Raw genomic sequence first — 22,707 nt, 5'->3', positions numbered from 1 at the left:
TGGGGAACCCGGGTGTGCCGTGTCAGGTGGCGGGCGTGCGCTCCAGGTGCACCAGCCCGAGGCCGAGACGGGCCCAGCTCTCCACGAACCGCTTCTCGTCTATGCGGGTGGGCGGCTCGTACATCGCCTCGTTCGCCAGCCAGTAGTTCACCACGGCGCCGCCGAGGATCGCGGCGACCGCCGGCCAGTCCTCGTCGGAGCCCGCGAACTCGGGCTGGGCCGACAGCCAGGTGGCGATGCCGTCGTAGAGCGGGTTGACGATGCCCTCGCGCATCTCGGCGACCAGGTTCGGGAACTGGTCGAGGTCGCGGAACAGCACCCGGATGAGGTCCTGCTCCTCGCGCATCTTGGCCAGGCCGGCGTGGCACGTCATGCGCAGCCGGACATCGAGCGGGCGCTCCTCGTAGGCGGTGGCCTGCGTGAGGACGTCGCTGATCTGCCGGCGGGTCCGCTCGATGTGCTCGCGGATGGCGGAGGCGAGCACCTCCTCCTTGGACCGGAAGTGCCGGTAGAGGCCGCCCGCGCCCGGGGACAGGCCGGCCGCCGCCTCGATCTCCGCGACCGACGTGGCCGCGTAGCCCCGGTCGGCGAACAGCCGGAGCGACTCGGACACGATGCGCTCGCGCGTGGATGTCGTCATGGTGATGAATTCCTCCGCAAGAACAGTAAGGCATGTTCGAGCGGCCGGTCCCCGCGTCGCGCGCGGCGCGTCCGAATCCGTGATGCCGCTCCCGCCGGGCCGGGCGCGGACTAGAGTTCCCTCGTCCGCGCCCCGTCGCCGGAAGGGGCGTCGTCGGAAAGGTCGGCGATGTTCAAGTCTCCGCGGAAGGCGGCCGCCCGGGACTTCCTGCCCGAGGACTTCGTGGTGCCCACCCTGGTGGCCGGGCCCGACTTCCAGATCCGTCCGATCACCGTCCACGACGTGGTCAAGGACTACGGCGCCGTCATGGGCAGCCTGGACCGGCTGGCCGGGCGGTTCGGGCCCGAGTGGGGCTGGCCCGACCGCGAGTTCACCTTCGAGCAGGCCCTGATCGACGTCGCGTGGCTGCAGAAGCAGGGGCAGCTGCGGCGCTCCTTCAGCTACGTCGTGATCACGCCGGACGGGGAGCGGCAGCTCGGCCGCATCCACGTCGCCCCCTCGGACCGGCCCGGCGCGGACGCGGTGGTGGTCTTCTGGGTGCGCTCGGACGAGGAGAACTCCGTCCTGGAGAAGGAGCTGGAGGCGTTCGTCCGCGGGTGGGTCACCACGGCGTGGCCCTTCGGCACGGTCCGCTTCCCCGGCCGCGACTAGCGGGGGGCTAGCCCAGCCGGCGGACGAGGCCGACGACGATGCGGCCGATCACCAGGTAGACGAGGGCGGCCAGGCCGTAGTTGACGGCGACCTCCACCTTGGCGTTCTCGGGCTGGAAGACGTCCTTGAACTGCCAGCACAGGTCGGTGGCGCGGTCCCCGAACCAGCGGACGAGGTCGTTTCCGGTGTTGGCCTCGAAGGCCGTGAACACGATGTGCACGGCCAGGATCGCCACCACGATCGTGGTGGCGACGGAGACGGCCGCCGCGAGCAGGGCGACGGTGCGGCGGCGGACCGCGGCGGCGGGGAAGGGCCGGCGGGTGCGCGGGGCGCGGTGGTCACCGCCCGGCTCGGTCTGGGTCTCTGCCATGTGCGGCCTCCTTCGCCGGGGCGGGGCGCCGATCGTCCTTGGGGCTCGGATGGTGCGTTCGGGTGCTGCGTTTTCCCTGGTCAGGTGGTTTGTGGTCGAGGGCCCGGGTATATCCGAGACACGGTCCCGCGCTCTCCTACTCGGATCCCGTCGCATCGCCACTACCAGGAGAGCGCGGGTCCTCGCGTGTGTCCAGCCCCTTACCCTGTGGACGTGCTCGATCTCGACCCCTCCGCGGCGTCCCGCGCCGGCCTCGCCATCGGCTTCGACCTCGATCTGACCCTCGCCGACACCCGCGCCGGGATCGGCGCCGTCTACACGGCCCTCGCCGCGGAGACGGGCGTGCCGATCGACACCGACCAGGTGGTGCGCCGCATCGGGCCTCCGCTGGAGGAGGAGCTGGCGTACTGGTTCCCGCCCGCGGAGGTGCCGGCGATGGCGGCGCGGTACCGGGCGATCTACGCCGACATCGCGGTCCCGGCGACCGTCCTCATGCCGGGCGCGGCGGCCGCGCTGGACGCGGTGCGCGCCCGGGGCGGGCGGGTGGTCGTCGTGTCGGGCAAGAACCAGGCCGACACCGAGCGGACCGTCCGGTTCCTCGGGCTGGCGGCGGACGCCGTGGTGGGCGGCCTGTTCGGCGCCGACAAGGGCGCGGTCCTGCGCGAGCACGGCGCCGGCGCCTACATCGGCGACCACACCGGCGACGTGGACGCCGCCCGGGCGGCCTCGGCGGTCGCGGTGGCCGTCGCGACCGGCGCGTTCGACTCGGCGGCCCTGACCGCCTACGGCGCGGACGTCGTCCTGCCGGACCTGCTGGCGTTCCCGGCGTGGCTCGGCGGGTTCCGGACGGGCTGAGCTGCGGGCCGATATTCGGATGCCGTCCCGGGGCGTCCGGGATAGCTTCTATCCCGTTGCCCCGCAGGCGTCGCGGGGGCACCCGGCATGTTCACCGGCCCGCGGCGAGGCACTAATCTTGGGGTCGATTCAGGACGATTACCGAACGAGGTCTCCGGTGCCGACTGGCAAGGTCAAGTGGTACGACTCCGACAAGGGGTTCGGCTTCCTCACCCGCGACGACGGCGGTGAGGTCTTCGTGCACTCGTCGGCGCTGCCGAGCGGGGTCACGACCCTCAAGCCGGGCCAGCGCATCGAGTTCGGGGTGGTCGAGGGGCGCCGCGGCCAGCAGGCGCTGCAGGTGCGGGTGCTGGAGACGCTGCCGTCGGTGGAGAAGACCATCGCCAAGCAGCGGCGCAAGAAGCCCGACGAGATGGTCGTCATCACCGAGGACCTGATCAAGCTGCTGGACGGGATCTCCAACACCTACCGGCGGGGCAAGCACCCGGCCCCCGCGGAGGCCAAGAAGATCGCCATCGTGCTGCGGGCCGTCGCCGACGACCTGGCGCCCTAGCGCTCCAGGGCCCGGAGGTCAGGCGCGCATCTCGTGGTGCGCGTCCGTCAGCGTGCCGCCGTGCTCGGTGCGGTGCGGGTGGCGCCGGGCTCCGGCCTGCCGCATCACCAGCACCCCGAACGCCAGGGCCAGCGCGGCCGCGACGACCGCGAGCGCGAGCCGCCCGTCCGCGACGATCGACATGGCGAGGCCGAGCAGCCCGCCGAGCACCCAGCTGAGCTGGTGCAGGGTCTCCGACACCGCGAACGTGGACGAGCTGACCTCCTCGCCGATCTCGCGCTGGACCACCGCGTCCATGGACAGCTTGCCGAGCACCTGGCCGAGTCCGGCCGCGGTCGCCACGGCGAGGGCCGCCCACAGCCCGAAGAACGCGGCGCCCGCGGCGGTGACGCCGGTGACGCACGCCAGCGTCGCCGACACGATGAAGCGCGGCGCCCGCGCCTTCATCCAGGCGCCGAGCGCGGTGCCGATCAGCCCGCCCGCGCCCGCGCACGCCGCCAGCAGGCCGAGCGCGACATGGTGCGACACGGGGTCGAAGCGCTCCTGCCGGAGCAGGAACGCCAGGTAGATGATCAGGAAGCCGGAGAACGCGCGGAGCACGGCGTTGGCCTGCATCGCCTCCGCGACGACCGGGCCGAAGCGCGGCAGCGCATGCCACCGCCGGCGCGGAGCGGCCGTCTCCGCCGCCGGCTCGGCCTCGGGGACGTCCACGTGCCGGGGCAGCCGCATGGTGAACACGACGCCGAGCAGGAACAGGGCCGTGCCGATGCGCAGCACCCAGCCCGGCCCGATGAGCAGGGCGAGGCCGGCCCCGGCCGGCGCGGCGATCGACGCGGTGATGAGCCCGGCGAACGAGCACCGCGCGTTCGCCGTCACCAGCGAGATCTCGTCCGGCAGGACGCGCGGGGTGACCGCGGCCCGCAGCACCCCGAACGCCTTGGACAGCACCAGCACGCCGAACGCGGCCGGCAGGAAGGTGACCTGGTCGCCGTGCGGGAGGGCGCTCGCCAGCGCCCAGCACAGCAGCGCCCGCATCACGAACGTGCTCGCGATCGCGTACCGGCGGACGTGCCGGGCCCGGTCCAGCGCCGGGCCGATCAGCGGGGCGACCAGCGCGAACGGGGCCATCGTGACGACGAGGTAGAGGGCGACCTGGCTCCGCGCCTGGTTGACGTCCAGGCCGAAGAACAGGGTTCCGGCGAGCGCGACGGTGACCAGCGCGTCCCCGGCGGAGTTGATCGCGGACGCCTCGATCAGGCTGCCGAGCCCGCTGCGGCCCGCGCCCTGCGCGTGGGTGACGCGGCGGGTGAGCCGGCCCGTCCCGAGCACGGCCGAGCGCGCGGCGCGGCACGCCCGCGCCGCACCCCCGGTGGCGGCGCGCACGGACCGACCCGCCCGTGTCCGGTCTGCCATGCGCCCTGATCTCTCCTCGCGGTCGATCGACCCGGCCCAGGGGCCGGGGGCGGCCATCGGAGTCCTTGATTGATGAGAGTACGTTCCCCGATGGAATGCGGGATCACCTCGCGGACGGCGCCCGTCTTGTGCGGGTCACGTGCCCGCATGGGCGAGAATTGACATGTGAGCCCACAGCGCCAGTCCAGCCCCGCGCGATCCGCCGCCGCGCGCACCACGTCCGGGGCCGCCCGCCGGCCCCGCACACCCGCCGTCGACACCGCCTGCGCCGAGGCGGTCGACCTCGCCCGCGAGGCCGCCGAGGAGACCGCCGGCGCCGCGCAGGTCGGCGAGCACCTCGGCCTGCGCGCCGAGGGCGACCGGGTGGTCACGCACTACTTCGCGTGCCTCGACCCCGCCTACACGGGGTGGCGGTGGGCCGTCACGGTGGCCAGGGCCTCGCGCGCCAAGAACGTCACGGTCAGCGAGTGCGTCCTGCTCCCCGGCGACGACGCGCTCCTCGCGCCGCCGTGGGTGCCGTGGCTGGAGCGGCTGCGCCCGGGCGACCTCGGCCCCGGCGACCTGCTGCCCACCGCGCCCGACGACGTGCGGCTCGCGCCGGGCTTCACGCAGGTGGACGACTCCACCGACCGCGAGGCCCTGTGGGAGCTCGGCCTCGGCCGCGTCCGGGTGCTGTCGCGGGAGGGCCGCGACGAGGCCGCCGCCCGCTGGTACGAGGGCGTCGCCGGGCCCCGCGCCCCGATCGCCGCCTCCGCCCCCGCCCAGTGCTCCACGTGCGGCTTCTACGTGGCGCTGGCGGGTGCGCTGCGGCAGGTCTTCGGCGTCTGCGCCAACGAGTACGCGCCCGACGACGGCCGGGTCGTCTCGGCCGACCACGGCTGCGGCGCCCACTCCGAGGCCGTGTCCCTCCCGGCGGTGTCCGAGCACAACCCCCCGGTCATCGACGAGCTCGGCTACGAGATCGTCCCCACCGGCGGTGACGAGGACGCCGCGTCCCTCGACGGGGCGTCCCTCGACGACGAGGCCCTCGGCCACAGCTGATCCCCATGGAGGACGTGTTCGGCGCGCGGGCGCTGCGTGAGCGGGTCCTGCGCGCCTGGGCGGAGTCCCCAGCGCGCTTCCGTGAGGACGCCAACGTCGAGGAGGACCACGCCCTCGGCGGCTACCGCGACCGCGTCATCATCGAGCTGGCGCAGAACGCCGCCGACGCCGCGCGGCGCGCCGCGGTGCCCGGCCGCCTCGCCCTGAGGCTGCGGACCGGCGGGGAGCCGGTGCTGGTCGCGGCGAACACCGGAGCGCCGCTGGACGCCGCGGGCGTCGAGGCCCTCTCCACGCTGCGCGCCTCGGCCAAGCGCGACGAGCCGGCCACCGTCGGCCGGTTCGGCGTCGGTTTCGCCGCGGTCGTCGCCGTCACCGACGACCCGGCCATCGCGTCCGGGGCGGCGGGCGTCCAATGGTCGGCGGCGCGGGCCCGGGAGCTGGTCGAGGAGATCCCGACCCTCGCCGAGGAGCTGGCGCGGCGGGGCGGGCACGTGCCGCTGCTGCGGTTGCCGTTCGCCCTTGAGCGGGCACCCGAGGTCCCGGCGGGCTTCGACACCGTCGTGCGGCTGCCGTTGCGGGGCGAGGCGGTCGAGTCCGTCCGGCGGCAGCTCGGGCAGGTGGGAGCGGCGCTCATGCTGGCGCTGCCCGCACTTGAGCGCGTCGACATCGACATCGACGGCGACGTCCGGACGCTGACCGCCGAGCGGCCCGCCCCGGGCGAGGTCGTCATCGACGGCGGCCTCTGGCGGACGGTCGAGGAGCATGGGGAGATCCCCGCGGCCCTCTTGGAGGACCGTCCCGTGGAGGAGCGGACACGGCCGTTCTGGCAGGTGCGGTGGGCCCTCCCAGGGGACGGTCTCCCCGAGGGCACGCCCAGCGTCCTGCACGCGCCCACGCCGAGCGACGAGCGGCTCGACCTGCCCGCGCTGCTCATCGGGTCGTTCCCGCTCGCCCCTGACCGGCGGCACGTCGCGCCCGGGGCATTGACCGACTTCCTCGTCGACCGTTCCGCCGATGCCTATGTTCGGCTGCTGGGCGAGCTGCCCGTCTCCCCGAAGGTGCTGGGGCTCGTGCCCGGTCCGGTCGGCGCCGGAGAGCTGGACGCGCGGATCCGGCGGGGGATCAGGGAACGCCTCCCGGAGGCGCCCGTCCTGCCCCACCGGACGCGCGGGCGCGACGCGGTCGCCGTGGACGCGCCGGCCCCGTTCGTCGAGGTGCTCGGCGGCCGCGCCGGCGACGGCGAGGGGGACATCGGCGAGGCCGCCGTCGTCGGCGGCCTGCTGCCGCCGGAGTGGCCCGCGCGGAGCCCGGCGCTGGCGGCGCTCGGCGTGCGGCGGGTCGAACTGGCCGACGTGGTCGACGAGCTGGCCGCTGTGGACCGGGAACCGGCGTGGTGGCACCGGGTGTACGAGGCGCTCGCCGGGGCCGCCACGGACGCGCTGGGGGCTCTCCCGGTACCGCTGGCGGGCGGGACGGGCCGGGTGATGCGCGGGCCGCGCGGGCTGCTGATCGCGGACGGCGTCGACCCCGCGGGCCTGGACGCGCTCGGGCTGCGCTTCGTCCACCCGGAGGCCGTGCACCCGCTGCTGGCGCGGCTCGGCGCGGTGGAGGCGGGGCCGCGGGCCGTGCTGGCGGACGCCGCCGTCCGCGCCGCCGTCGAGGAGTCCTTCGAGTCCGACGATCCCGACGCGGTCGCCGAGGCCGTGCTGGGGTTGGTCTCCGCCGCGCATCTCGATCCCGGCGACGAGCCGTGGCTGGCCGAGCTGGCCCTGCCAGGCGACGACGGCGACCTCTATCCGGCGGGCGAGTTGCTCCTGCCAGAGAGCCCGCTACGAGGGCTCATGGCCGAAGACGCGCCGTTCGGCGTCGTGGACGGCGAACTCCTGGAGCGCTGGGGCACGGAGACGCTCACGGCCGTCGGCGTCCTGGACGGTTTCGCCCTGGCCAAGGCCGAGGACGTCAACCTCATGGGCCTCGCCGACGAGGCCGAGAGCCTGGACCTCGACGACGAGGACGTGTGGGCCGACGACGTTCTGCGCCGGATCGGCGAGCAGGACCTTCCGCCGCTCGTCCCCGAGTTCACGGCCGTCCGCGACCTCGAACTCGTCGACGACTGGGGGGCGGCCCTCAGGGTTCTCGCCGAGCCGCCGTGGCGGGCCGCGATCGTGGACCCCGCCCACGTCACCCTGCACAACGGGCGGCGCGTCGCCGTCCCTTCCTACACGGCGTGGTGGCTGAGCCGTCATCCCGTTCTGGAAGGCCGCAGGCCGGGCGAGTTCCGCCTGGGCGGCGACGAGGCGCTCACGGGGCTCTACGACGTCGCGCCGTCGGGCCTGGAAGAGCGGCTCCTGCTCGCCTTGGGCGTCCGCACGTCACTGGCGGACCTGCTCGATGAGCCTGGGGGAGCGCAAGAGCTGCTCGACCGCCTCGGTGATGCCCGGCGGTCCGTGGGGCGGTCCCAGTTGGGCGGGCTCTGGACGGCGCTGGCCGACGCCCCGGACGCGGCCGTCGAGCCGCCCGACCGGGTGCGGGCGGTCGTGGACGGCGAGGTCGAGGTGGTCGACGCGGCGGACGCCCTCGTCCTCGACGGCCCCGACCTCCTCCCCCTGCTGGAGGGGCAGCCGCTCGTCATCGCCGGGCAGGGCCGCGACGCGCGGCTCGCCGAGCTCCTGGACCTGCCGCTCGCGGGCGAGGAGATCCCGGGGCTCGTGGAGTCGGCGGGTGAGGAGCGCCCCGTGCCGGAGGCCGTCAGGGCGGTCCTGCCGGACGCCCCTGCTGGGTACCTCGCCCACGAACGCCTCGTCGTGGACGGCCAGGACGTCCCGTGGTGGACCAGGGACGGCCGGATCCACGCGAGCGGTGCGGGCGGCCTGGCACGGGCGCTCGCCTGGTCCACCGGGCACTGGGCGGACCGCCTTCTGCTGGAGGCCGTCCTGCGCGCCCCCGAGGCCCTGCCCGTGCTACTCGCCGAGGACGACCTGGAGCCCTAGCCGGCGCCTTCGCGCTTGGCGGCGCGTTCGGCCTCCTGCCGGGCCCGCCCGGCCTGGAGCCTGGGGGTGTACCACATGCCGAACAGCCCGATCCCGATGCCGACCGCGCACACCCACAGCCACCAGCGGTCCTGCGACGGCAGCCCGACGATCAGCAGCACGACCAGCGCCACCGCCCAGGCGACCGCCCCGGCGGCCGCGACGCGGACGTCGTTGGTCTGCATCGGCGGCGGATCCGGGCGGCGCGGAGGGCTCATGCGCTCAGGCTACGCGGCTCCGGCCCGCCAGTCCGCCGGTGGTCATCGTGATGAGCAGCTCATAACTGGCCTCCAGGTCCTCGGGCAGCCCGAAGCCGCCCGCCGCCTCCAGGACGGCGAAGCCGTGGACGGCCGAGCGCAGGCAGCGCGCCGCGTGGACGAGATCCGGGCCCGCCAGGGCGTAGCCGCGCAGGGCCCCGTAAATGACGTTCAGCAGACGCTCGGCGGCGACGTGCACCGGGCCGTCCTCCGGGGCCGCCTCCTGCTCCAGCGCCCCGTAGCGGCCCGGATGCTCCACCACATAGGACCGGTAGGCGTACATCAGCGCTCGGACGGCGTCGTCGCCGGACCGTCCGAGCGCGGCCTCCCCGAGCCGTTCGGTGAGTTCTTCCAGGACGCGCGCGGTCACCAGATGTCGCAACTCGGCGAGATTGCGGACATGCTTATACAGGGAGGGCGTCGCGACCCCGGCCCTTCCCGCCACCGCAGCCAGCGTGAGGGCACCGGGGCCCTCGGCGTCCACGACGGCGACGGCGGCGTCCACGACCGCGTCGGGCGACAGTCCCGCACGGGGCATCGCGACCCTCCTCTGTGACTCTGTAGCTATAAGGCTAAGGACATTAGCAACAGTGTCAAGTGGCGGCGTGGCAGCATGGGCAGCACAGGAGACCGAGGACGATGACATTGCCACCGATCCGGGGCCGCACGGCGTCCGCGCCGGGCCTGGCCGAGGAGCTGCGCATCTCGATCGCGCGGCTGTCGCGCCGGCTGCGCACGCTGCGGCCGTCCGCGGCGGGCGGGAGCGGCCAGAGCCCGCTGTCGCTCACGCAGTTCGCCGCGCTCGCCGCCATCGAGCGGCACGGGTCGATGACGCCGCGCGAGCTCGCCGACCACGAGAAGGTGCAGCCGCCCTCGATGACCCGCGTCATCGCCTACCTGGAGGAGCGGGGGCTCGTCGCGCGCAGCCCGCACCCGACCGACGGGCGCCAGGTCGTGCTGAACGCGACCGACGCGGGCGCCGCCCTGCTCGCCGACGAGCGGCGCCGCAAGGAGGCGTGGCTCGCCATGCGGCTCGGCGAGCTGACCGACGACGAGCGCGAGATCCTCCGCCGCGCCGCCCCCATCATCGACAAGCTCAGCCGTTCCTGACCCCGGTTCGCGGGCACTTGCCGGAATGTACGCGCGGCCATTACCGTTAGCCTTGGTAATGACTTCTGCTAACGAACACCCCGACGAACCCGAGGGGCCCGCGACGCGCGGGGGCCGCGGGCGGAGGTCCGCACATCCGGCCCGGTCCGCCGCCCTGGCGAGCCCCGCCCGACCGCGCCGCCGCCGCCCCGCACCCCGTCCCGCCGCGCACGCGCCGACCCGTCCCGCCGCGCGCCCGGACGCCGCCCCTTCCTCGACCGCCCCCTCAGCGGCCGGGACCTCCGAGGCCTCCGCGGCCGATCCTTCGGTGAACGGTGCTTCCGTGAACGGTGCTTCTGTGAACGGCAGGGCCGGAACGTTCCACGAGCCCGTCGCGGACGCCCCGGAGCCCGCGCGCGAACCGTCCGCCCCCGAACTGCCGGAGACGGAGCGCTCCGCGGGAGCCGAGGCCCCCGGCGAGGAGCCCGAGGGCGGCGGCGGCATGTTCCGCTCGCTCCGCAACCGCAACTTCCGCCTGTACGCCGCCGGGCAGGTCGTCTCCAACACCGGGACGTGGATGCAGCGCGTCGCGCAGGACTGGCTCGTCCTCGACCTCGCCCACGGCAGCGGCACCGCGCTCGGCATCACGACCGGCCTGCAGTTCCTGCCGATGCTGCTGTTCGGCCTGTGGGGCGGCGTGATCGCCGACCGCTACCCCAAGCGCCGCGTGCTGATGCTGACGCAGGTGTCGATGGGCGTGCTCGCGCTGATCCTCGGCCTGCTCTCGATCTCGGGCTCGGCGCAGGTGTGGCATGTGTACCTGCTGGCGTTCGGCCTCGGCGTCGCGACCGTCGTCGACAACCCGAGCCGCCAGGCCTTCGTGGTCGAGATGGTCGGCCGGCGCGACCTGCCGAACGCGATCGCGCTGAACAGCGCCACCTTCAACGGCGCCCGGCTGCTCGGCCCGGCCGTCGCGGGGGTGCTCATCGCGCTGATCGGCACCGGCCCCGTCTTCCTCGTGAACGCCGCGTCGTTCGGCGCCGTCCTGTTCGGCCTCTACGCCATGCGGGCGGACGAGCTGCACCCCGCCGCCCCCGTCAAGCGCGCCAAGGGGCAGCTGCGCGAGGGGCTCCGCTACGTGCGCGGCCGCCGCGACCTGATGCTCGTCCTCACCCTCATCGGGTTCCTCGCCATGTTCGGGATGAACTTCAACATCACGGTCGCGCTGGTGGCGAAGCAGGTCTTCCACACCGACGCCTCCGCGTTCGGCCTCGCGTCCAGCATGCTGGCGGTGGGCGCGCTCAGCGGGGCCCTGCTGGCCGCCCGCAGGGTCGCCCGGCCCCGGCTGCGGCTGCTGGTGGCGATGGGCCTGGTGTTCGGCGTCCTGGAGGCCCTCACCGGCCTGATGCCGACGTACTGGTCGTTCCTGGCGCTGCTGGTGCCGACCGGGATCGCGATGATGACGATCATGACGGCGGCGAACGCGACCGTCCAGCTCGGCGTCGCGCCCGAGATGCGCGGCCGCGTCATGGCCCTCTACATGCTGGTGTTCCTCGGGACGAACCCGCTGGGCGCGCCCGCGATCGGCTGGCTGGCCCAGCAGTTCGGCGCGCGGGCGTCCCTCGTCCTCGGCGGGCTGATCTCCGTTGTCGCCGCGCTGGCCGTGGGAGCCCTCGCCATGCGGTGGTCGTCGGACGAGGCCGGCGGCTCACCGGACGGGCCGAAGGCGGCGCGCCCCGCGCCGGCCCGGTTCCGCCGCGTCCGCGCAGGCGTGCGGTAAGGGCCCGGCGCGGCCCCTGCGGTCCGCCGGGCACCAAGATTCGGGTGGCCCCATTTGCGTGACAAGGAGTGCCACCTGTTGACAAGCTGGCGGGGTGGCCCTGTGGACGGATTCATGAGGCTCTTCGTGGCACTCGTCCCGCCGGACGACGTTCTGGACGAGCTGGCGGAGGCGGTCCGGCCGCACCTCGGGGCGGTCCCCGAGCTGCGCTGGGTCCGGCGCGACCTGATGCACGTCACGCTGACGTTCCTCGACGAGGTCGACGACCGCACCCTGGAGAAGCTGCTCCCGCGGTTGGAGCGCGCCGTGGGCCGCCACGAGCGGATGGCGCTGTCACTGGCGGGCGCGGGCGCGTTCCCCGGCAGCGGCGCGCACGCACGCGTCCTGTGGACGGGCCTGTACGGCGACCGCCGCGCGCTGGCCCGGCTGGCGGCCTCCACCACCGCCGCCGGCCGCCGCGTCGGGACGCTGCCCGACAAGCACCGCGGCTTCCGCCCGCACATGACGCTGGCGCGGTCGCGGCGGCCGGTGGACGTGCGGTCGCTGATCGAGGCGCTGTCGTCGTTCGCGGGCATGCCGTGGACGGCGGACTCGGTCCAGCTGATGCGCAGCCACCTGCCCGGCAAGGACTACACCCGGCTCACCTACGAGCCGCTGGTGACGTGGCCGCTGCGTCACAGCTCCGGCGGCGGGGGCGCGGGACGGTCGGCGTCCGGCGGGCCCCAGGGGACGCCGTAGCGCTCGCAGGCGCGGCGCAGCTCGCCGAGGTCCGGCGGGAACGCGATCTGACGCAGCACCCGCCCGGACGGCCCCCACACCACCAGCCGGGGCATCCGCTCGACCGCCTCGTCGACGCCGACGCCGCCGAGCCGGTCGTGGGCCACGTCCCACTCGACCTTGCCGCGCCGGGTGATGACGGCGACCCCGGCCGACGACACGCGCAGCTGCGACCGGTTGCGGTCGTACAGCCAGTAGCCGACGAGCCCGATCACCAGCCCGGCGGGCACCGACCACATCGCCGTGGTGTTGAACCCGCCGAGGTCGGGGCCGAGCCATACCGCGCCCAGCAGTGCCACCGCCTCGCACAGCAGGACGCTCATCCCGTAGGTGCCGACGCGGGACCGGCGGGTCGCGTCCAGGACCGTGCCCGGCGCGGTCACCGGGCTGGGCGCGGTGTGGACGGGGAAGGCGAGCCCGGGTTCGTCGGACGGCTCCGGCCGGGGAGCCGCGCCCTCCCGCACGGCGCTCTTGGCGGACAGGGCGGGGGCGGGCTCCGGATCGGGGGCGGAGAGCGAGGACATGGCCGAGTGGAACGCGGCGCTCAGGTAGGCGTCGTACTCCGCGTCGTTGACCGGGAGCCCGGCGCGGCGCGCGGAGTCGCGCAGGTCGGTACGGGAGATCCGCAGCGCCGACAGGGGCGCGGCGAAGAACTCGTCGCCGTCGGCGTCGTACAGCCGGACCCAGGCGTGCCCGGAGACGGTGAGCAGTTCGATGCCGCCGATGCGGTCCTGGGGCATCTTCAGCACCACGTCGCCGGCGGCGTCGGCCCAGCCGAGCCCGTCGTCCTCGACGACGAGGCGCCCGCCGGGCACCTGCGCGAAGATCTCCGGCAGCCCTTCGAGCCCGTAGTCGGGGCGGCGCGGCGACCGCGCCCCCGGGGTGATCACGCGGTAGCCGTGGTCGTCGAGGGCGTGCGCGAGCTGGAACCCGTCCAGGCCGTGCGCGGGGAGCCGGGCGACCAGCTCCATCCGGTGGCCGAACGCCAGCGCGGCGAGGTCGGCGCGGCGCGGCTCGCCGCTCACCGGGTCCAGCCGCAGGCCGGGCCCGACGACGACCGCCGCGACGTCCCGGGCGCGCAGGTCCTGGATCTCGCGGCGGCGGCCGGGGCGGGCCCGCACCAGCAGCCGCTCCGCCGTGATCGTCCAGCGGACCTGCGCGGCCCGCAGCAGCCGGCGGCGCGCCGCGAAAACGCCGCCGACCGCGGCGAGCGTCCAGCAGCCCGCGGCGAGCCGGGCGCCGAACTCGCTCGTCCCGTCGAGCGCGATGCGGACGACCATGACGGTGCCGAGCAGGACGGTGAGCGCGCCGAGGAGCACGATCCGGCGGCGGCTCGGAAGGGGCTCGGGCGTGGCCAGCCGCTGCTCGTCGGGCGTCGCCGGGGACGTGCCGCGGGCGGGCGTCTCGGCGGGCGGCTCGTGCGCGGCCGACAGCAGGGCCGCTTCCTGGTCCAGGAGGCGCTTCTCGGCCGCGTGGTCGCGCGGCAGGGCGCCGCCGCCGGGGACGTCGTCCTCCAGCCCGGACATGCGCAGGGCCTCGTCAAGCGCCGGGTCGAGCAGGTCGGTGGCCTCGCCGTCCAGGACGTGCATGGGGATGCCGAGCCTGCGGGCTGTCACGAACACCGACAGCGGCTCCAGGCCCATCGCCGTCATCCCGCCCACGGCGGTGCGCCCGAACCGGTGGAAGACGGTCAGCACGCCGTCGCCCGTCGTGATGGCCAGGCCGTCGATCCGGGACCGCTCGTAGGAGGTCATCGTCAGCCCGCCGGGGCCGATCCGCTCCAGGCCGGCCGCCGACAGCCGCCAGTACGGGCGCGGGCGGCGGCGGCGCGCCTCCGGGACCGCGCCGAGCAGCCACGGGAACGCGGCGACGGCGCCGATCAGCGCGGCCCACAGCCACACCGGCCGGATCGGCAGCAGCGCGAGCGCCACCGCGAGGACGGTGAACGGACCCGCGGCGACGGGGCGCCAACGGCCGCCGGATCCCGCGAGGCCCACCAGCTCATGCTCCACAGTCCGCATCCTCACACGGGTCCCCGCGGGCCCGTCGCCCCCTTCCACGATCCGGTCGCCCTCCGGAACCGACATCCATCGCGCCGGTCAGGTCGGGGCTCCACTTCCGCCACATGAGTCTCACCGGTCATGCGGAAACCCCCGGTCACCGGCGCCGCCGAAGCAGGCCGTAGCCGACCGCCCCCGCGATGGCGAGCGCGAACAACAGCCCCATCCGTGTGTTGGTCGCGTCCCGCCGGCCGCTTCCGGCGTCCTTTGCCGCTCCCGCGTTCTTCGCGCCCGGGGACGGGGCCGGGAGCGCCTCGTCCGGCAGCGGAACCCGGTAGACCGGCTGGTTCGTGCCCTCCGACCCCACCAGCAGCGACCTGCCGTCCGGGGTGTAGGTCACCGACTCGCCCTGCACCTGCCGGGGCAGGTCGAGGGACTTGATCGTCTCGCCGGGGCGGCCGTCGGCGCCGACCGAGTACAGGCGGGCGCCGAAGTAGGTGCGGATGACGCAGGTCCGCCCGTCGGGGGCGAACGCGCCGTCGGTCGCGATCGGCGGCGCGTCCCCGGCCTTGCGCAGCACGTTGAACCCGCCGGTCCGCAGCCGCGCCGGCGCCTCGTAGACCTTGCCGCCGAACAGCTTGCTCGCGATGTAGAGCCGGTTCGTGCGCGGGTTGATCATCATCGTCTCGGCGTTGCGCGGCCCGTCCTCGTACTTCATCCGGAACCGGACGGCCTGGAGGGTCCGGCTCCGCAGCCGGGCCGGCTCGGGAATGCGGTAGACGGTCACGTACGGCCAGGCGCCGCCGAGGTTGTCGCCGATGTCGGCCACGAAGATCGCCGGACGGCCGCGGCCGTCCCTGCCGATCGCCATCGCCTCCCAGTCGCGGGCGCCGGCCCCGGCGAGCGTGAGCACGGCGACGACCTGCCCGCCCGGCCCGAGCGCGTAGATCTTCGGGACGCCGCCGGAGTCGTTGTGGGTGTACACGACGCCCTTGTGCACGGCGCTGGCGGCCAGTCCGCTGGACTCGGTGATCCGCGGATCCTTGATCGTGAAGGCGACCGTGTCGCCGCGGGCCGTGCCGCCGGCGGGGGCGGCGGAGGCGGGGGCCGGGGTCAGCAGGCAGGCGGGGGCGGCGGCGAGGACGATCGCGGCGCCCGCTCGGACGGCGGCCCGGCGTGCTGACATGGATCGATCATCCCCGTTCCGCGCCCCGACGATCACCTGATCCGCGCCGCTCAGCCCAGCAGCGCCCCGACGACCACGGCCAGGATGAGCGCGGTCAGAACGGTGGGCAGCAGCCATTGGGGCGCGCGGTTCACGCCCCTGAGCTTATTCGTCCTCCCGGCCGCCTCGAACCGTCCACCCATGATCTGCATCTCATCCTGCATGTGCGGATTGTTCGGGGTGGTGCGCTCGCCGTTCGCGGCCGACCCGGGGCGGGCGTCGGACGTGGTCGTCATGCTGGGCGCGCTCGCCGAGGAGCGGGGGACCGGCGCGGCCGGCCTGGCGCTGCTCGGCGGCGCTCCGGGGCTCGGCGGGCAGGCCGCCGGCGGCGGGGGCTGCCGGGTGGTGCGGGGAGGCGGCCGCTTCTCGGGGGTCTGGCGGCCGGAGCTGCTGCCCGAGCTCGACCGCGCGGCCGCGGCCCTCGGCCACACCCGCCGGGCGGGCACCGCCGACGGGGAGCCGATCTACCGGCTCCTGGCGGGCCGCCGGACCCCGGCCGAGATCACCGGCGTCCTCGGCGCCCTGGCCGGACGGGTCGCGCTGGCGTGGGTCGAGCGCGACCGCCCCACCGAGGTGCACCTGGCGCGCGGCGCGCTCAGCCCGCTGGCCATGGCCGTGGACACCGACCAGAACATCTACTGGGCGTCCGACCCGCGCTGGTTCCGGGAGGCCGAGCGGCACGCCCGGGTCCGGTTCGCCACCGTCGTGCTGCTGCGCGAGGGGACCTATCTGAAGGTCGGCATGGAGCGCCGCCCGGGGCGCCGCGACCTGCCCGAGGTCCTCGCGTCGGCGGCCTTCACGCCGGCGGCGCGGGACGCCGGCACGGATCCGCGCGTCTGGACGGGCTTCACCCCGGCCGGCACCGGGGGCGACCGCGACGGCCTGATCCACAGCGTGGTGGAGCGGGCGGGCGGTGCCGGCGGTCTGCTGACCGTCGCCTGAACCGGCCCTCGGGGGAGCGGCGTGGCCCCCCGAGGGCTCCGGTCAGGGCTCGCGGATGCTCAGAGGCGCTCGACGACGTAGTCGACGCAGGCGGTCAGCGCCTCGACGTCGTCGGGGTCGATCGCCGGGAACATGCCGATGCGCAGCTGGTTGCGGCCCAGCTTGCGGTACGGCTCGGTGTCGACGATCCCGTTGGCGCGCAGCGCCTTGGCCACGGCCGCCGCGTCCACGTCGTCGTTGAAGTCGATCGTGCCGACGACCTGCGAGCGCTGCGCCGGGTCGACCACGAACGGCGTCGTGTACGCCGTCTTCTCGGCCCACGTGTAGAGCCGCTGGGACGACTCGGCCGTGCGGGACGTCGTCCACCGGAGGCCGCCCTGCCCGTTCATCCACTCGATCTGCTCGGCGAGCAGCAGGAGCGTGGCCACGGCGGGCGTGTTGTACGTCTGGTCCTTGGCGGAGTTGTCGACGACCGTCTTCAGGTTGAAGAACTCCGGGACGTACCGGTCGGACATGGCGATCTCGTCGATCCGCTCCAGCGCCGCCGGGGACGCGAGCGCCACCCAGAGGCCGCCGTCCGCCGCGAAGCACTTCTGCGGCGCGAAGTAGTAGACGTCGGTTTCGGTAACGTCGACGGGCAGGCCGCCCGCCCCGGACGTGGCGTCCACCAGGACGAGACCCTCCCGCGCGGTGGTGCCCGCCGGGCGCTTGATCGGCATCGCGACGCCGGTCGAGGTCTCGTTGTGGGTGAGCGCGTAGACGTCGACGTCCTCCTCGGCGGACGCCTCGGGGTGCGTGCCGGGCGGGCTGGAGATGACGGTGGGGTCGCCCAGCCAGGGCGCTCCCGTGGTGACCTTGGCGAACTTGCTGGAGAACTCGCCGAACGTCAGGTGCTGCGACCGCTGCCGCACGAGGCCGAACGCGGCCGCGTCCCAGAAGGCCGTGGTGCCGCCGTTGCTGAGCAGGACCTCGTACCCCTCCGGCAGGGAGAAGAGATCGGCCAGCCCCTCGCGGACGCGGCCGACGAGGGACTTCACCGGCTTCTGCCGGTGCGAGGTGCCCATGTAGGTCGAGCCGGACTCGGCCAGGGCGGCGAGCTGCTCGGGACGGACCTTGGAGGGACCGCACCCGAAGCGCCCGTCGGCGGGCTTGAGATCGGCGGGAATGTCGATGGTGGGATTCGCGCTGTCGGTCACTCACCCGAGGCTATCTGACCTGCGGCGAAGATCGCGGGTCGGGTTCACATGCCGAGACGGCGGCGCCGCCACGCCCAGGTGAGCAGGGCGATCAGGCCGAGGGCGCAGGCGCCGCCGACGACGCCCGGCGGGTAGAGCCAGTCGTCGCCCCTGGAATGCGCCTCGACGGCCGTGCGCGCGGAGTCGTAGGTCAGGAACGCCAGGAAGAGGGCGGCGAGCACGACGGCGATCCGCCCCGCGACGGCGTCGGTGCCCCGGCGGCGCTCCTCGCGCTCCGCGTCGAACCGCCGCAGCGCCTCGGCGGCCTCGGTTCTCTCCCGCCCGGCCCCCGGCGCCCCGGGCCGCGCGGCCGGGCCCGAGCCGGCCCCGGACGCCGCACCGGACGCGGGGCCGATGTCGCCTTCGAGCGGCTCGTCCGCCGCGGAGGGGACTTCTCTCATGCGGCCAATGATGACAAAGTGGCCGAGTTTCGCGAACCCGCACATGATCAGCGGGAAGTTTCGATCCAATACCTCCTTGTCCGCGTCCAATCCAGACGGGGGCTAGAGGCGCGGGGGGAGCGGCCGGGGCAGAGGCGAGCACGGAAGCGAGGCGGGACATGGCGGGCGACGGCGACCGGATCCTGAGCGAGGATCGGCTGCGCGGGGTGCTCGACCTGTTCGAGCGGCTGCGGGAGCGGCCGCCGAGGCGGTGGCGGGAGCGGCTGCGGCCGCTGCTCCTGCTGCTCGGGCCGGGGCGCGCCACCTCCCACGTCGCGGAGATGCTCAAGTCCCGCTGCGAGGACGAGCGGGCCCCGGTGTCGCACATCGCCGCCGACACGGCGGCCACCGACGTCGCGGGCGTCCTGCGGGAGGCCAAGCGCGAGCTGTCGCAGCCGAGCAGCCGCGCCCGCGGCGAGCCGGCGCTGCGGTTCCCGCTGCTGGAGATGGCGCTCTGGCTGCGCGACCTGCGGGAGATCCGGCTGGCCGGCGACCGCCCGCCGCCGCGCGGCGCCTCGTCGGCCGAGCGCGAGAACCACCTGCTCGTCCGGCGGCTGACGCACCCGCCGGTCGGCGACAACGAGAACGCGCGCCGCCGCGAGCTGAACCGGGTGATCCGCCGGCGCGGCCGGGACGTCCTGCGCGATCTCGAGGAGGTGCGCAGCAGGCCCGCGATCTTCTTATCCTTCCTGGAGCAGATCGCTCCCATCGGCATCGCGGCCGTCGCGCTGATCAGCGCCGGGACGGCGGCGGCGCTCGACCTCGCCTCCGCCGTGCTCGCGGCCGTCATCGGGCTGGCGTTCGTGACCGTGCAGATCGTCGCCCGGACGCGCGGCTGGTACGGGGTGCGCCGGTTCGGCTGGTTCCTGCGCCAGCCCTACGTCGACCGCGACTCCACCGGCTTCCTCGGCTTCGCGCTCGGCGTGTTCGACCCCCGCCCGGTCGAGCCGGACGACCACGGCGAGCAGCTCGACCTGCTGCTCGTCGCCGCGTTCCTGGAGGACCTGCGCCGCAACTACCGGCGCGACTACCGGCGGGCGGCGTGGGCCCGGATCCGCTACCCGGTGCTGATCTTCGAGCGGCTGTCCGCCGGGCATCCCGGGGTGGAGTTCGTGGAGCTGGTCGAACGGGTCCGCGCCGACAGCCAGGCGAGCGACCGGCTGCCCGGGTTCGACCCGCTCGTCGTCGTCGCGGGCATCGACCCGACCGCGCCCGCGAGCGACGACCCGGCCGCGGCGTCCGGGCCCCTGCTGCTCGACCGGATCGCGCGGGCCGTCCGGGTGGACGTGGCATCGGACGAGCCGCAGAGCGTCATCGCCGCGCGCGGCCTGTGGGACCGCTACACGCGCGAGCAGCGGCGCGTCGGCGCCCTCGGCTCGCGCCGCGAGCTGCGCGTGGACATCACCCGCGACCCGGGCGGCGACCTGCCGCCCGTCCGGCCGGTGCGGCGCCGCCCCCGGCTCGCCCATCCGGCGCTGCCGTGGATCGCGATGGTCGCGGTCGCCGCCGCGTCCGTCTCGGTGATCTCCGTGCAGGCGGTGCGCTACTGCTCGCCGTTCGGCATCAGGCGGATGGCGAACGGCGAGTGCGTCGGCATCACCGACGGCTCGTTCCGCTTCGGCGAGGACTCCGGCGGCAAGAACAACGACAACCGGCTCAACAAGGTCCTCGACCGGATCCAGGCGCTGAACGACCATGTCATGGAGTCCGGCAAGCCGTACGCGACCGTGGTCTACCTCGGCCCGGTGACGGCCGACCCGTCCATCAAGAACAAGCGGATCGACCTGCTCGCCGGGGTGCAGGGCGAGCTGATCGGGCTGGCGATCGCGCAGAAGCGGTTCAACGACGCCGCGGAGGGCGACGACCTGCGGCTGCGGGTGCTGGTCGCCAACGCGGGCGCGAAGTTCCGCTACGCCGAGGACGTCGCCCAGCAGATCCGCCGGCGCGCGCTGGAGGACCGCTCGATCGTCGCCGTGATCGGGTTCGAGCAGAGCCGCCGGCAGACCCAGCAGGCGATCAGGCTGCTGGCCAAGTCGGCGCTGCCCCTCGTAGGCACCGCCAACAGCTATGACGGGACGGCGCTGCTGGACGGCGACGCGGGCTACTCGCCGTACTACTTCAGGCTGGCGTCGCCGAACGCGCGGACCGCCCAGCACGCCGCCTACTGGGCGCGGCACGGAGACGTCGGCGACACGAAGGCCGACGACGCCGTGGTCATCTACGACGGCGACCGCGACGACCTCTACAGCGCGAACCTGGCGACCGACTTCCAGAAGTCGTTCCGGCCCGGCAGGGCGCTCATGCGCCCGTACCGGAACCCCGGCGAGCTGAACAAGTCGGTCAGGGAGGCGTGCCAGGACCAGCCCGACCTGTTCTACTACGCGGGCCGGTCGGACGAGTTCCGCTCGTTCGTCAACGTCCTGGAGCTGTCGTGCCCCCGGCGCCCGCTGGTCCTCGCCGACGACGAGATCGCCAAGTACGTCAGCGACAACGCCGAGGAGCTCGGCCGCAAGAACACCTTCGACCTGTACTTCACGCCGCTGGCCGCGCGGGAGGCGTGGACGTGGCGCTGGATCGGCGACCAGTCGCCGCAGACGTTCTACTCCGACTACGACCCCGCCGTCCGCGAGATGACCGACGACGAGGACGACCCGACGGGGCGGCGGCCGTCCATCACCCGCGCCGCCGTCAGCTACGACGCGGCGACCCTCGTCGCGACCGTGGCGAGCAAGGTCTACTGGCAGGAGAAGGCGCTGCCGTCGGCGGGCTCGGTGTTCGCCGCGCTCAACGACCCCGACCACGACGTCCTGCGCAACGGCGCGAGCGGCGTGCTGCGCTTCGGCCCCCGCGGCACCGGCCACCAGGTGCTCGACCGGCCGGTGATCCTCGCGACGATCGAGCAGGACGGGACGACGGAGGTCAAGCAGGTCTGCGGCCGCCTCATCGCCGGGGTGCAGGGCCGGGCCGACTGCCCGCCCGGAGAGAAGCGGGGCGGGGGCGCCGCGCGGTAGGCGCCGGACGGGCGCGACCCCCGGACACCGCACGACCTCCGGACACGGCAAAGGCCCCCGGTTCTCCCGGGGGCCTCAGGCGCGTCGGTGCGGGGGGACGGGCCGGTCAGCCGGCCTGGCGCTTGAGGACCTCCGCTGCGCCGGCGACCTCGCTGAGGGAGCGGCTGCCGGGGCCGGTGTACCGGGCGCTCGGCCGGACGAGGCGGCCGGTGCGCTTCTGCTCCAGGATGTGCGCCGCCCATCCCGCGGTGCGGCCGCAGGTGAACATCGCGGGCATCATCGCGGTCGGTACCTCGGCGAAGTCGAGGATGACCGCGGCCCAGAACTCCACGTTCGTCTCGATCGGGCGGTCCGGGCGGCGCTCGCGCAGCTCGGCCAGCGCCGCGTCCTCCAGGGCCTTGGCGGCCTCGAAGCGGGGCGCGTCCAGCTCCTTGGCGGTGCGGCGCAGCACGCGGGCGCGCGGGTCCTCGGCGCGGTAGACGCGGTGCCCGAAGCCCATCAGCCGCTCGCCGGAGTCGAGGATGTCGGTGACGACCTTGCGGGCGTCGCCGAGCTGCTCGACCTTCTCGATCATCGGCAGGACGCGGGCGGGGGCGCCGCCGTGCAGCGGGCCGGACATCGCGCCGATCGCGCCGGACATGCTGGCCGCGACGTCGGCGCCGGTGGAGGCGATGACGCGGGCGGTGAAGGTGGAGGCGTTCATGCCGTGCTCGGCGGCCGAGACCCAGTACGCGTCGATGGCCCGGACGTGCTTGGGGTCGGGCTCACCGCGCCAGCGGACCATGAACCGCTCGGTGATGGTGCCGGACTCGTCGATCCGGCTCTGCGGGACCATCGGCTTGCCGACGCCGCGCGCGGACTGCGCCACGAACGACAGCGCCGTCACCGACACCCGGGCGAGGTCGGCGCGGGCCTCCTCGTCGGAGATGTCGAGCAGCGGCTTCATCCCGTACGCGGTGGCGAGGGTGGGGAGGGAGCTCTGCACGTCCACCCGCACGTCGCCGGAGGTGACCGGGAGCAGGTGCGGGTCGGCGGGGGCCAGGCCCGGGTCGAGGCTGTCGTCCACCAGGAGCCCCCAGGCGTCACCGAAGGAGACGCGGCCGACGAGCTCCTCGATGTCGACGCCCCGGTAGCGGAGGGCGCCGCCCTCCTTGTCCGGTTCGGCGATCTCGGTCTCGAAGGCCACGACCCCCTCGAGACCGGGTTTGAAGTCGGACATGTCGTCCTGCCTTTCGTCCCCAAGAGTGATAAGGCGGTGCCGTGCCATTGAACCCTGTCCGCCTTACTGACCAGTACCCAGGGGTCATGTGAGTTGCACAAGGCCCAGGTGAGAGGCTCGGACGCTGTGGATTCCCCAACGCCCGATCCCGCACGGCTCCGCAGATCCTACGAGGGGGGC

At 74.5% G+C, this 22,707-nt stretch carries 21 protein-coding genes; 10 read left to right on the top strand and 11 right to left on the bottom strand.

Going from position 1 to position 22,707, the window contains the following annotated elements; all coding sequences use genetic code 11:
- Window positions 1–22: 22 nt before the first annotated feature.
- The gene (locus tag ABWI07_RS37865) at window positions 23–640 is read right to left on the bottom strand and encodes a TetR/AcrR family transcriptional regulator (protein ID WP_200842051.1); all 618 of its coding nucleotides are present in this window, start codon (window positions 638–640) and stop codon (window positions 23–25) included.
- 168 nt (window positions 641–808) lie between these two features.
- On the opposite strand from ABWI07_RS37865, the gene ABWI07_RS37860 reads away from it, so the two are divergent.
- Entirely contained in the window at window positions 809–1,291 is a 483-nt protein-coding gene (locus tag ABWI07_RS37860; protein WP_235037022.1) for a GNAT family N-acetyltransferase, read from the top strand.
- 7 nt (window positions 1,292–1,298) lie between these two features.
- Here the strand turns inward: ABWI07_RS37860 and ABWI07_RS37855 are convergent, their stop codons facing one another.
- Window positions 1,299–1,661: a hypothetical protein gene (locus tag ABWI07_RS37855; RefSeq protein ID WP_149261206.1), complete on the bottom strand. Its 363-nt coding sequence runs from the start codon at window positions 1,659–1,661 to the stop codon at window positions 1,299–1,301.
- Window positions 1,662–1,874: 213 nt separating this feature from the next.
- Between ABWI07_RS37855 and ABWI07_RS37850 the strand changes: the two genes are divergently transcribed.
- Complete coding sequence (locus ABWI07_RS37850) at window positions 1,875–2,516, top strand: HAD family hydrolase (RefSeq protein ID WP_235037021.1); 642 nt, start codon at window positions 1,875–1,877, stop codon at window positions 2,514–2,516.
- Window positions 2,517–2,673: 157 nt separating this feature from the next.
- Window positions 2,674–3,069 carry a cold-shock protein gene (locus ABWI07_RS37845; RefSeq protein WP_149261205.1) on the top strand — a complete coding sequence of 132 codons (396 nt, stop codon included), beginning with the start codon at window positions 2,674–2,676 and terminating at the stop codon, window positions 3,067–3,069.
- A gap of 18 nt (window positions 3,070–3,087) precedes the next feature.
- On the opposite strand, the gene ABWI07_RS37840 is transcribed toward ABWI07_RS37845, so the two are convergent.
- Window positions 3,088–4,482: an MFS transporter gene (locus tag ABWI07_RS37840; protein ID WP_353821478.1), complete on the bottom strand. Its 1,395-nt coding sequence runs from the start codon at window positions 4,480–4,482 to the stop codon at window positions 3,088–3,090.
- Between the two features lie 165 nt (window positions 4,483–4,647).
- On the opposite strand from ABWI07_RS37840, the gene ABWI07_RS37835 reads away from it, so the two are divergent.
- Window positions 4,648–5,523: a DUF3027 domain-containing protein gene (locus ABWI07_RS37835; protein ID WP_353821477.1), complete on the top strand. Its 876-nt coding sequence runs from the start codon at window positions 4,648–4,650 to the stop codon at window positions 5,521–5,523.
- Between the two features lie 5 nt (window positions 5,524–5,528).
- Entirely contained in the window at window positions 5,529–8,513 is a 2,985-nt protein-coding gene (locus ABWI07_RS37830) for a sacsin N-terminal ATP-binding-like domain-containing protein (protein WP_353821476.1), read from the top strand.
- Here the strand turns inward: ABWI07_RS37830 and ABWI07_RS37825 are convergent.
- The gene (locus ABWI07_RS37825) at window positions 8,510–8,770 is read right to left on the bottom strand and encodes a DUF2530 domain-containing protein (protein WP_149261201.1); all 261 of its coding nucleotides are present in this window, start codon (window positions 8,768–8,770) and stop codon (window positions 8,510–8,512) included. The two genes, ABWI07_RS37830 and ABWI07_RS37825, sit on opposite strands and share 4 nt — an antisense overlap.
- 4 nt (window positions 8,771–8,774) lie before the next feature.
- On the bottom strand, window positions 8,775–9,347 hold the full coding sequence (locus ABWI07_RS37820) for a TetR-like C-terminal domain-containing protein (protein ID WP_149261200.1): 573 nt from the start codon (window positions 9,345–9,347) through the stop codon (window positions 8,775–8,777).
- 101 nt (window positions 9,348–9,448) lie between these two features.
- On the opposite strand from ABWI07_RS37820, the gene ABWI07_RS37815 reads away from it, so the two are divergent.
- The 3 genes from ABWI07_RS37815 (at window position 9,449) to thpR (ending at window position 12,416) form a co-directional block, all read left to right on the top strand.
- Window positions 9,449–9,919 (top strand): MarR family transcriptional regulator, encoded by a 471-nt coding sequence (locus tag ABWI07_RS37815; protein WP_353821475.1) that lies wholly within the window; start codon window positions 9,449–9,451, stop codon window positions 9,917–9,919.
- Window positions 9,920–10,400: 481 nt separating this feature from the next.
- The gene (locus tag ABWI07_RS37810; protein ID WP_353821482.1) at window positions 10,401–11,678 is read left to right on the top strand and encodes an MFS transporter; all 1,278 of its coding nucleotides are present in this window, start codon (window positions 10,401–10,403) and stop codon (window positions 11,676–11,678) included.
- A gap of 114 nt (window positions 11,679–11,792) precedes the next feature.
- Window positions 11,793–12,416, top strand: coding sequence for an RNA 2',3'-cyclic phosphodiesterase (thpR, locus tag ABWI07_RS37805; protein WP_353821474.1), 624 nt, complete (start codon window positions 11,793–11,795; stop codon window positions 12,414–12,416).
- Here the strand turns inward: thpR and ABWI07_RS37800 are convergent.
- The 3 genes from ABWI07_RS37800 to ABWI07_RS37790 form a co-directional block, all read right to left on the bottom strand.
- The gene (locus tag ABWI07_RS37800; RefSeq protein ID WP_353821473.1) at window positions 12,353–14,476 is read right to left on the bottom strand and encodes a hypothetical protein; all 2,124 of its coding nucleotides are present in this window, start codon (window positions 14,474–14,476) and stop codon (window positions 12,353–12,355) included. The genes thpR and ABWI07_RS37800 overlap by 64 nt on opposite strands.
- A 136-nt stretch (window positions 14,477–14,612) precedes the next feature.
- Window positions 14,613–15,641, bottom strand: coding sequence for a hypothetical protein (locus ABWI07_RS37795; RefSeq protein WP_353821472.1), 1,029 nt, complete (start codon window positions 15,639–15,641; stop codon window positions 14,613–14,615).
- A 50-nt stretch (window positions 15,642–15,691) separates the two neighbouring features.
- Window positions 15,692–15,844, bottom strand: a complete 153-nt coding sequence (locus ABWI07_RS37790) for a hypothetical protein (protein ID WP_160161009.1) — start codon at window positions 15,842–15,844, stop codon at window positions 15,692–15,694.
- On the opposite strand from ABWI07_RS37790, the gene ABWI07_RS37785 reads away from it, so the two are divergent.
- Window positions 15,843–16,622, top strand: a complete 780-nt coding sequence (locus tag ABWI07_RS37785) for a hypothetical protein (protein ID WP_149261195.1) — start codon at window positions 15,843–15,845, stop codon at window positions 16,620–16,622. The genes ABWI07_RS37790 and ABWI07_RS37785 overlap by 2 nt on opposite strands.
- A 59-nt stretch (window positions 16,623–16,681) precedes the next feature.
- Here ABWI07_RS37785 and serC read toward each other — a convergent pair whose 3' ends face one another.
- Together serC and ABWI07_RS37775 are read right to left on the bottom strand one after the other, a co-directional pair.
- Window positions 16,682–17,818, bottom strand: a complete 1,137-nt coding sequence (gene serC, locus ABWI07_RS37780; RefSeq protein ID WP_149261194.1) for a phosphoserine transaminase — start codon at window positions 17,816–17,818, stop codon at window positions 16,682–16,684.
- A gap of 44 nt (window positions 17,819–17,862) precedes the next feature.
- Window positions 17,863–18,258 carry a hypothetical protein gene (locus ABWI07_RS37775; protein WP_353821471.1) on the bottom strand — a complete coding sequence of 132 codons (396 nt, stop codon included), beginning with the start codon at window positions 18,256–18,258 and terminating at the stop codon, window positions 17,863–17,865.
- A gap of 158 nt (window positions 18,259–18,416) precedes the next feature.
- On the opposite strand from ABWI07_RS37775, the gene ABWI07_RS37770 reads away from it, so the two are divergent.
- A complete protein-coding gene (locus tag ABWI07_RS37770) occupies window positions 18,417–21,308 on the top strand; it encodes an ABC transporter substrate-binding protein (protein ID WP_149261192.1) in 2,892 nt (963 codons plus the stop codon).
- Window positions 21,309–21,414: 106 nt separating this feature from the next.
- Here the strand turns inward: ABWI07_RS37770 and ABWI07_RS37765 are convergent, their stop codons facing one another.
- The gene (locus ABWI07_RS37765; protein WP_149261191.1) at window positions 21,415–22,527 is read right to left on the bottom strand and encodes a citrate synthase 2; all 1,113 of its coding nucleotides are present in this window, start codon (window positions 22,525–22,527) and stop codon (window positions 21,415–21,417) included.
- Window positions 22,528–22,707 lie beyond the last annotated feature (180 nt).

It is taken from the genome of Actinomadura sp. NPDC000600 (genome assembly GCF_040492135.1).
Taxonomy (GTDB): domain Bacteria; phylum Actinomycetota; class Actinomycetes; order Streptosporangiales; family Streptosporangiaceae; genus Spirillospora.
The sequence above is the reverse complement of the archived record's forward strand: the minus strand, read 5'-3'. Positions and strand labels throughout refer to the sequence as shown.

Coding starts and splice junctions, on each gene's coding strand:
- ABWI07_RS37865 (WP_200842051.1), bottom strand. CDS start 640: ATGACGACATCCACGCGCGAGCGCATCGTGTCCGAGTCGCTCCGGCTG.
- ABWI07_RS37860 (WP_235037022.1), top strand. CDS start 809: ATGTTCAAGTCTCCGCGGAAGGCGGCCGCCCGGGACTTCCTGCCCGAG.
- ABWI07_RS37855 (WP_149261206.1), bottom strand. CDS start 1,661: ATGGCAGAGACCCAGACCGAGCCGGGCGGTGACCACCGCGCCCCGCGC.
- ABWI07_RS37840 (WP_353821478.1), bottom strand. CDS start 4,482: ATGGCAGACCGGACACGGGCGGGTCGGTCCGTGCGCGCCGCCACCGGG.
- ABWI07_RS37830 (WP_353821476.1), top strand. CDS start 5,529: ATGGAGGACGTGTTCGGCGCGCGGGCGCTGCGTGAGCGGGTCCTGCGC.
- ABWI07_RS37825 (WP_149261201.1), bottom strand. CDS start 8,770: ATGAGCCCTCCGCGCCGCCCGGATCCGCCGCCGATGCAGACCAACGAC.
- ABWI07_RS37820 (WP_149261200.1), bottom strand. CDS start 9,347: ATGCCCCGTGCGGGACTGTCGCCCGACGCGGTCGTGGACGCCGCCGTC.
- ABWI07_RS37815 (WP_353821475.1), top strand. CDS start 9,449: ATGACATTGCCACCGATCCGGGGCCGCACGGCGTCCGCGCCGGGCCTG.
- ABWI07_RS37810 (WP_353821482.1), top strand. CDS start 10,401: ATGTTCCGCTCGCTCCGCAACCGCAACTTCCGCCTGTACGCCGCCGGG.
- thpR (WP_353821474.1), top strand. CDS start 11,793: ATGAGGCTCTTCGTGGCACTCGTCCCGCCGGACGACGTTCTGGACGAG.
- ABWI07_RS37800 (WP_353821473.1), bottom strand. CDS start 14,476: ATGCGGACTGTGGAGCATGAGCTGGTGGGCCTCGCGGGATCCGGCGGC.
- ABWI07_RS37795 (WP_353821472.1), bottom strand. CDS start 15,641: ATGTCAGCACGCCGGGCCGCCGTCCGAGCGGGCGCCGCGATCGTCCTC.
- ABWI07_RS37785 (WP_149261195.1), top strand. CDS start 15,843: ATGTGCGGATTGTTCGGGGTGGTGCGCTCGCCGTTCGCGGCCGACCCG.
- ABWI07_RS37790 (WP_160161009.1), bottom strand. CDS start 15,844: ATGCAGGATGAGATGCAGATCATGGGTGGACGGTTCGAGGCGGCCGGG.
- ABWI07_RS37775 (WP_353821471.1), bottom strand. CDS start 18,258: ATGAGAGAAGTCCCCTCCGCGGCGGACGAGCCGCTCGAAGGCGACATC.
- ABWI07_RS37770 (WP_149261192.1), top strand. CDS start 18,417: ATGGCGGGCGACGGCGACCGGATCCTGAGCGAGGATCGGCTGCGCGGG.
- ABWI07_RS37765 (WP_149261191.1), bottom strand. CDS start 22,527: ATGTCCGACTTCAAACCCGGTCTCGAGGGGGTCGTGGCCTTCGAGACC.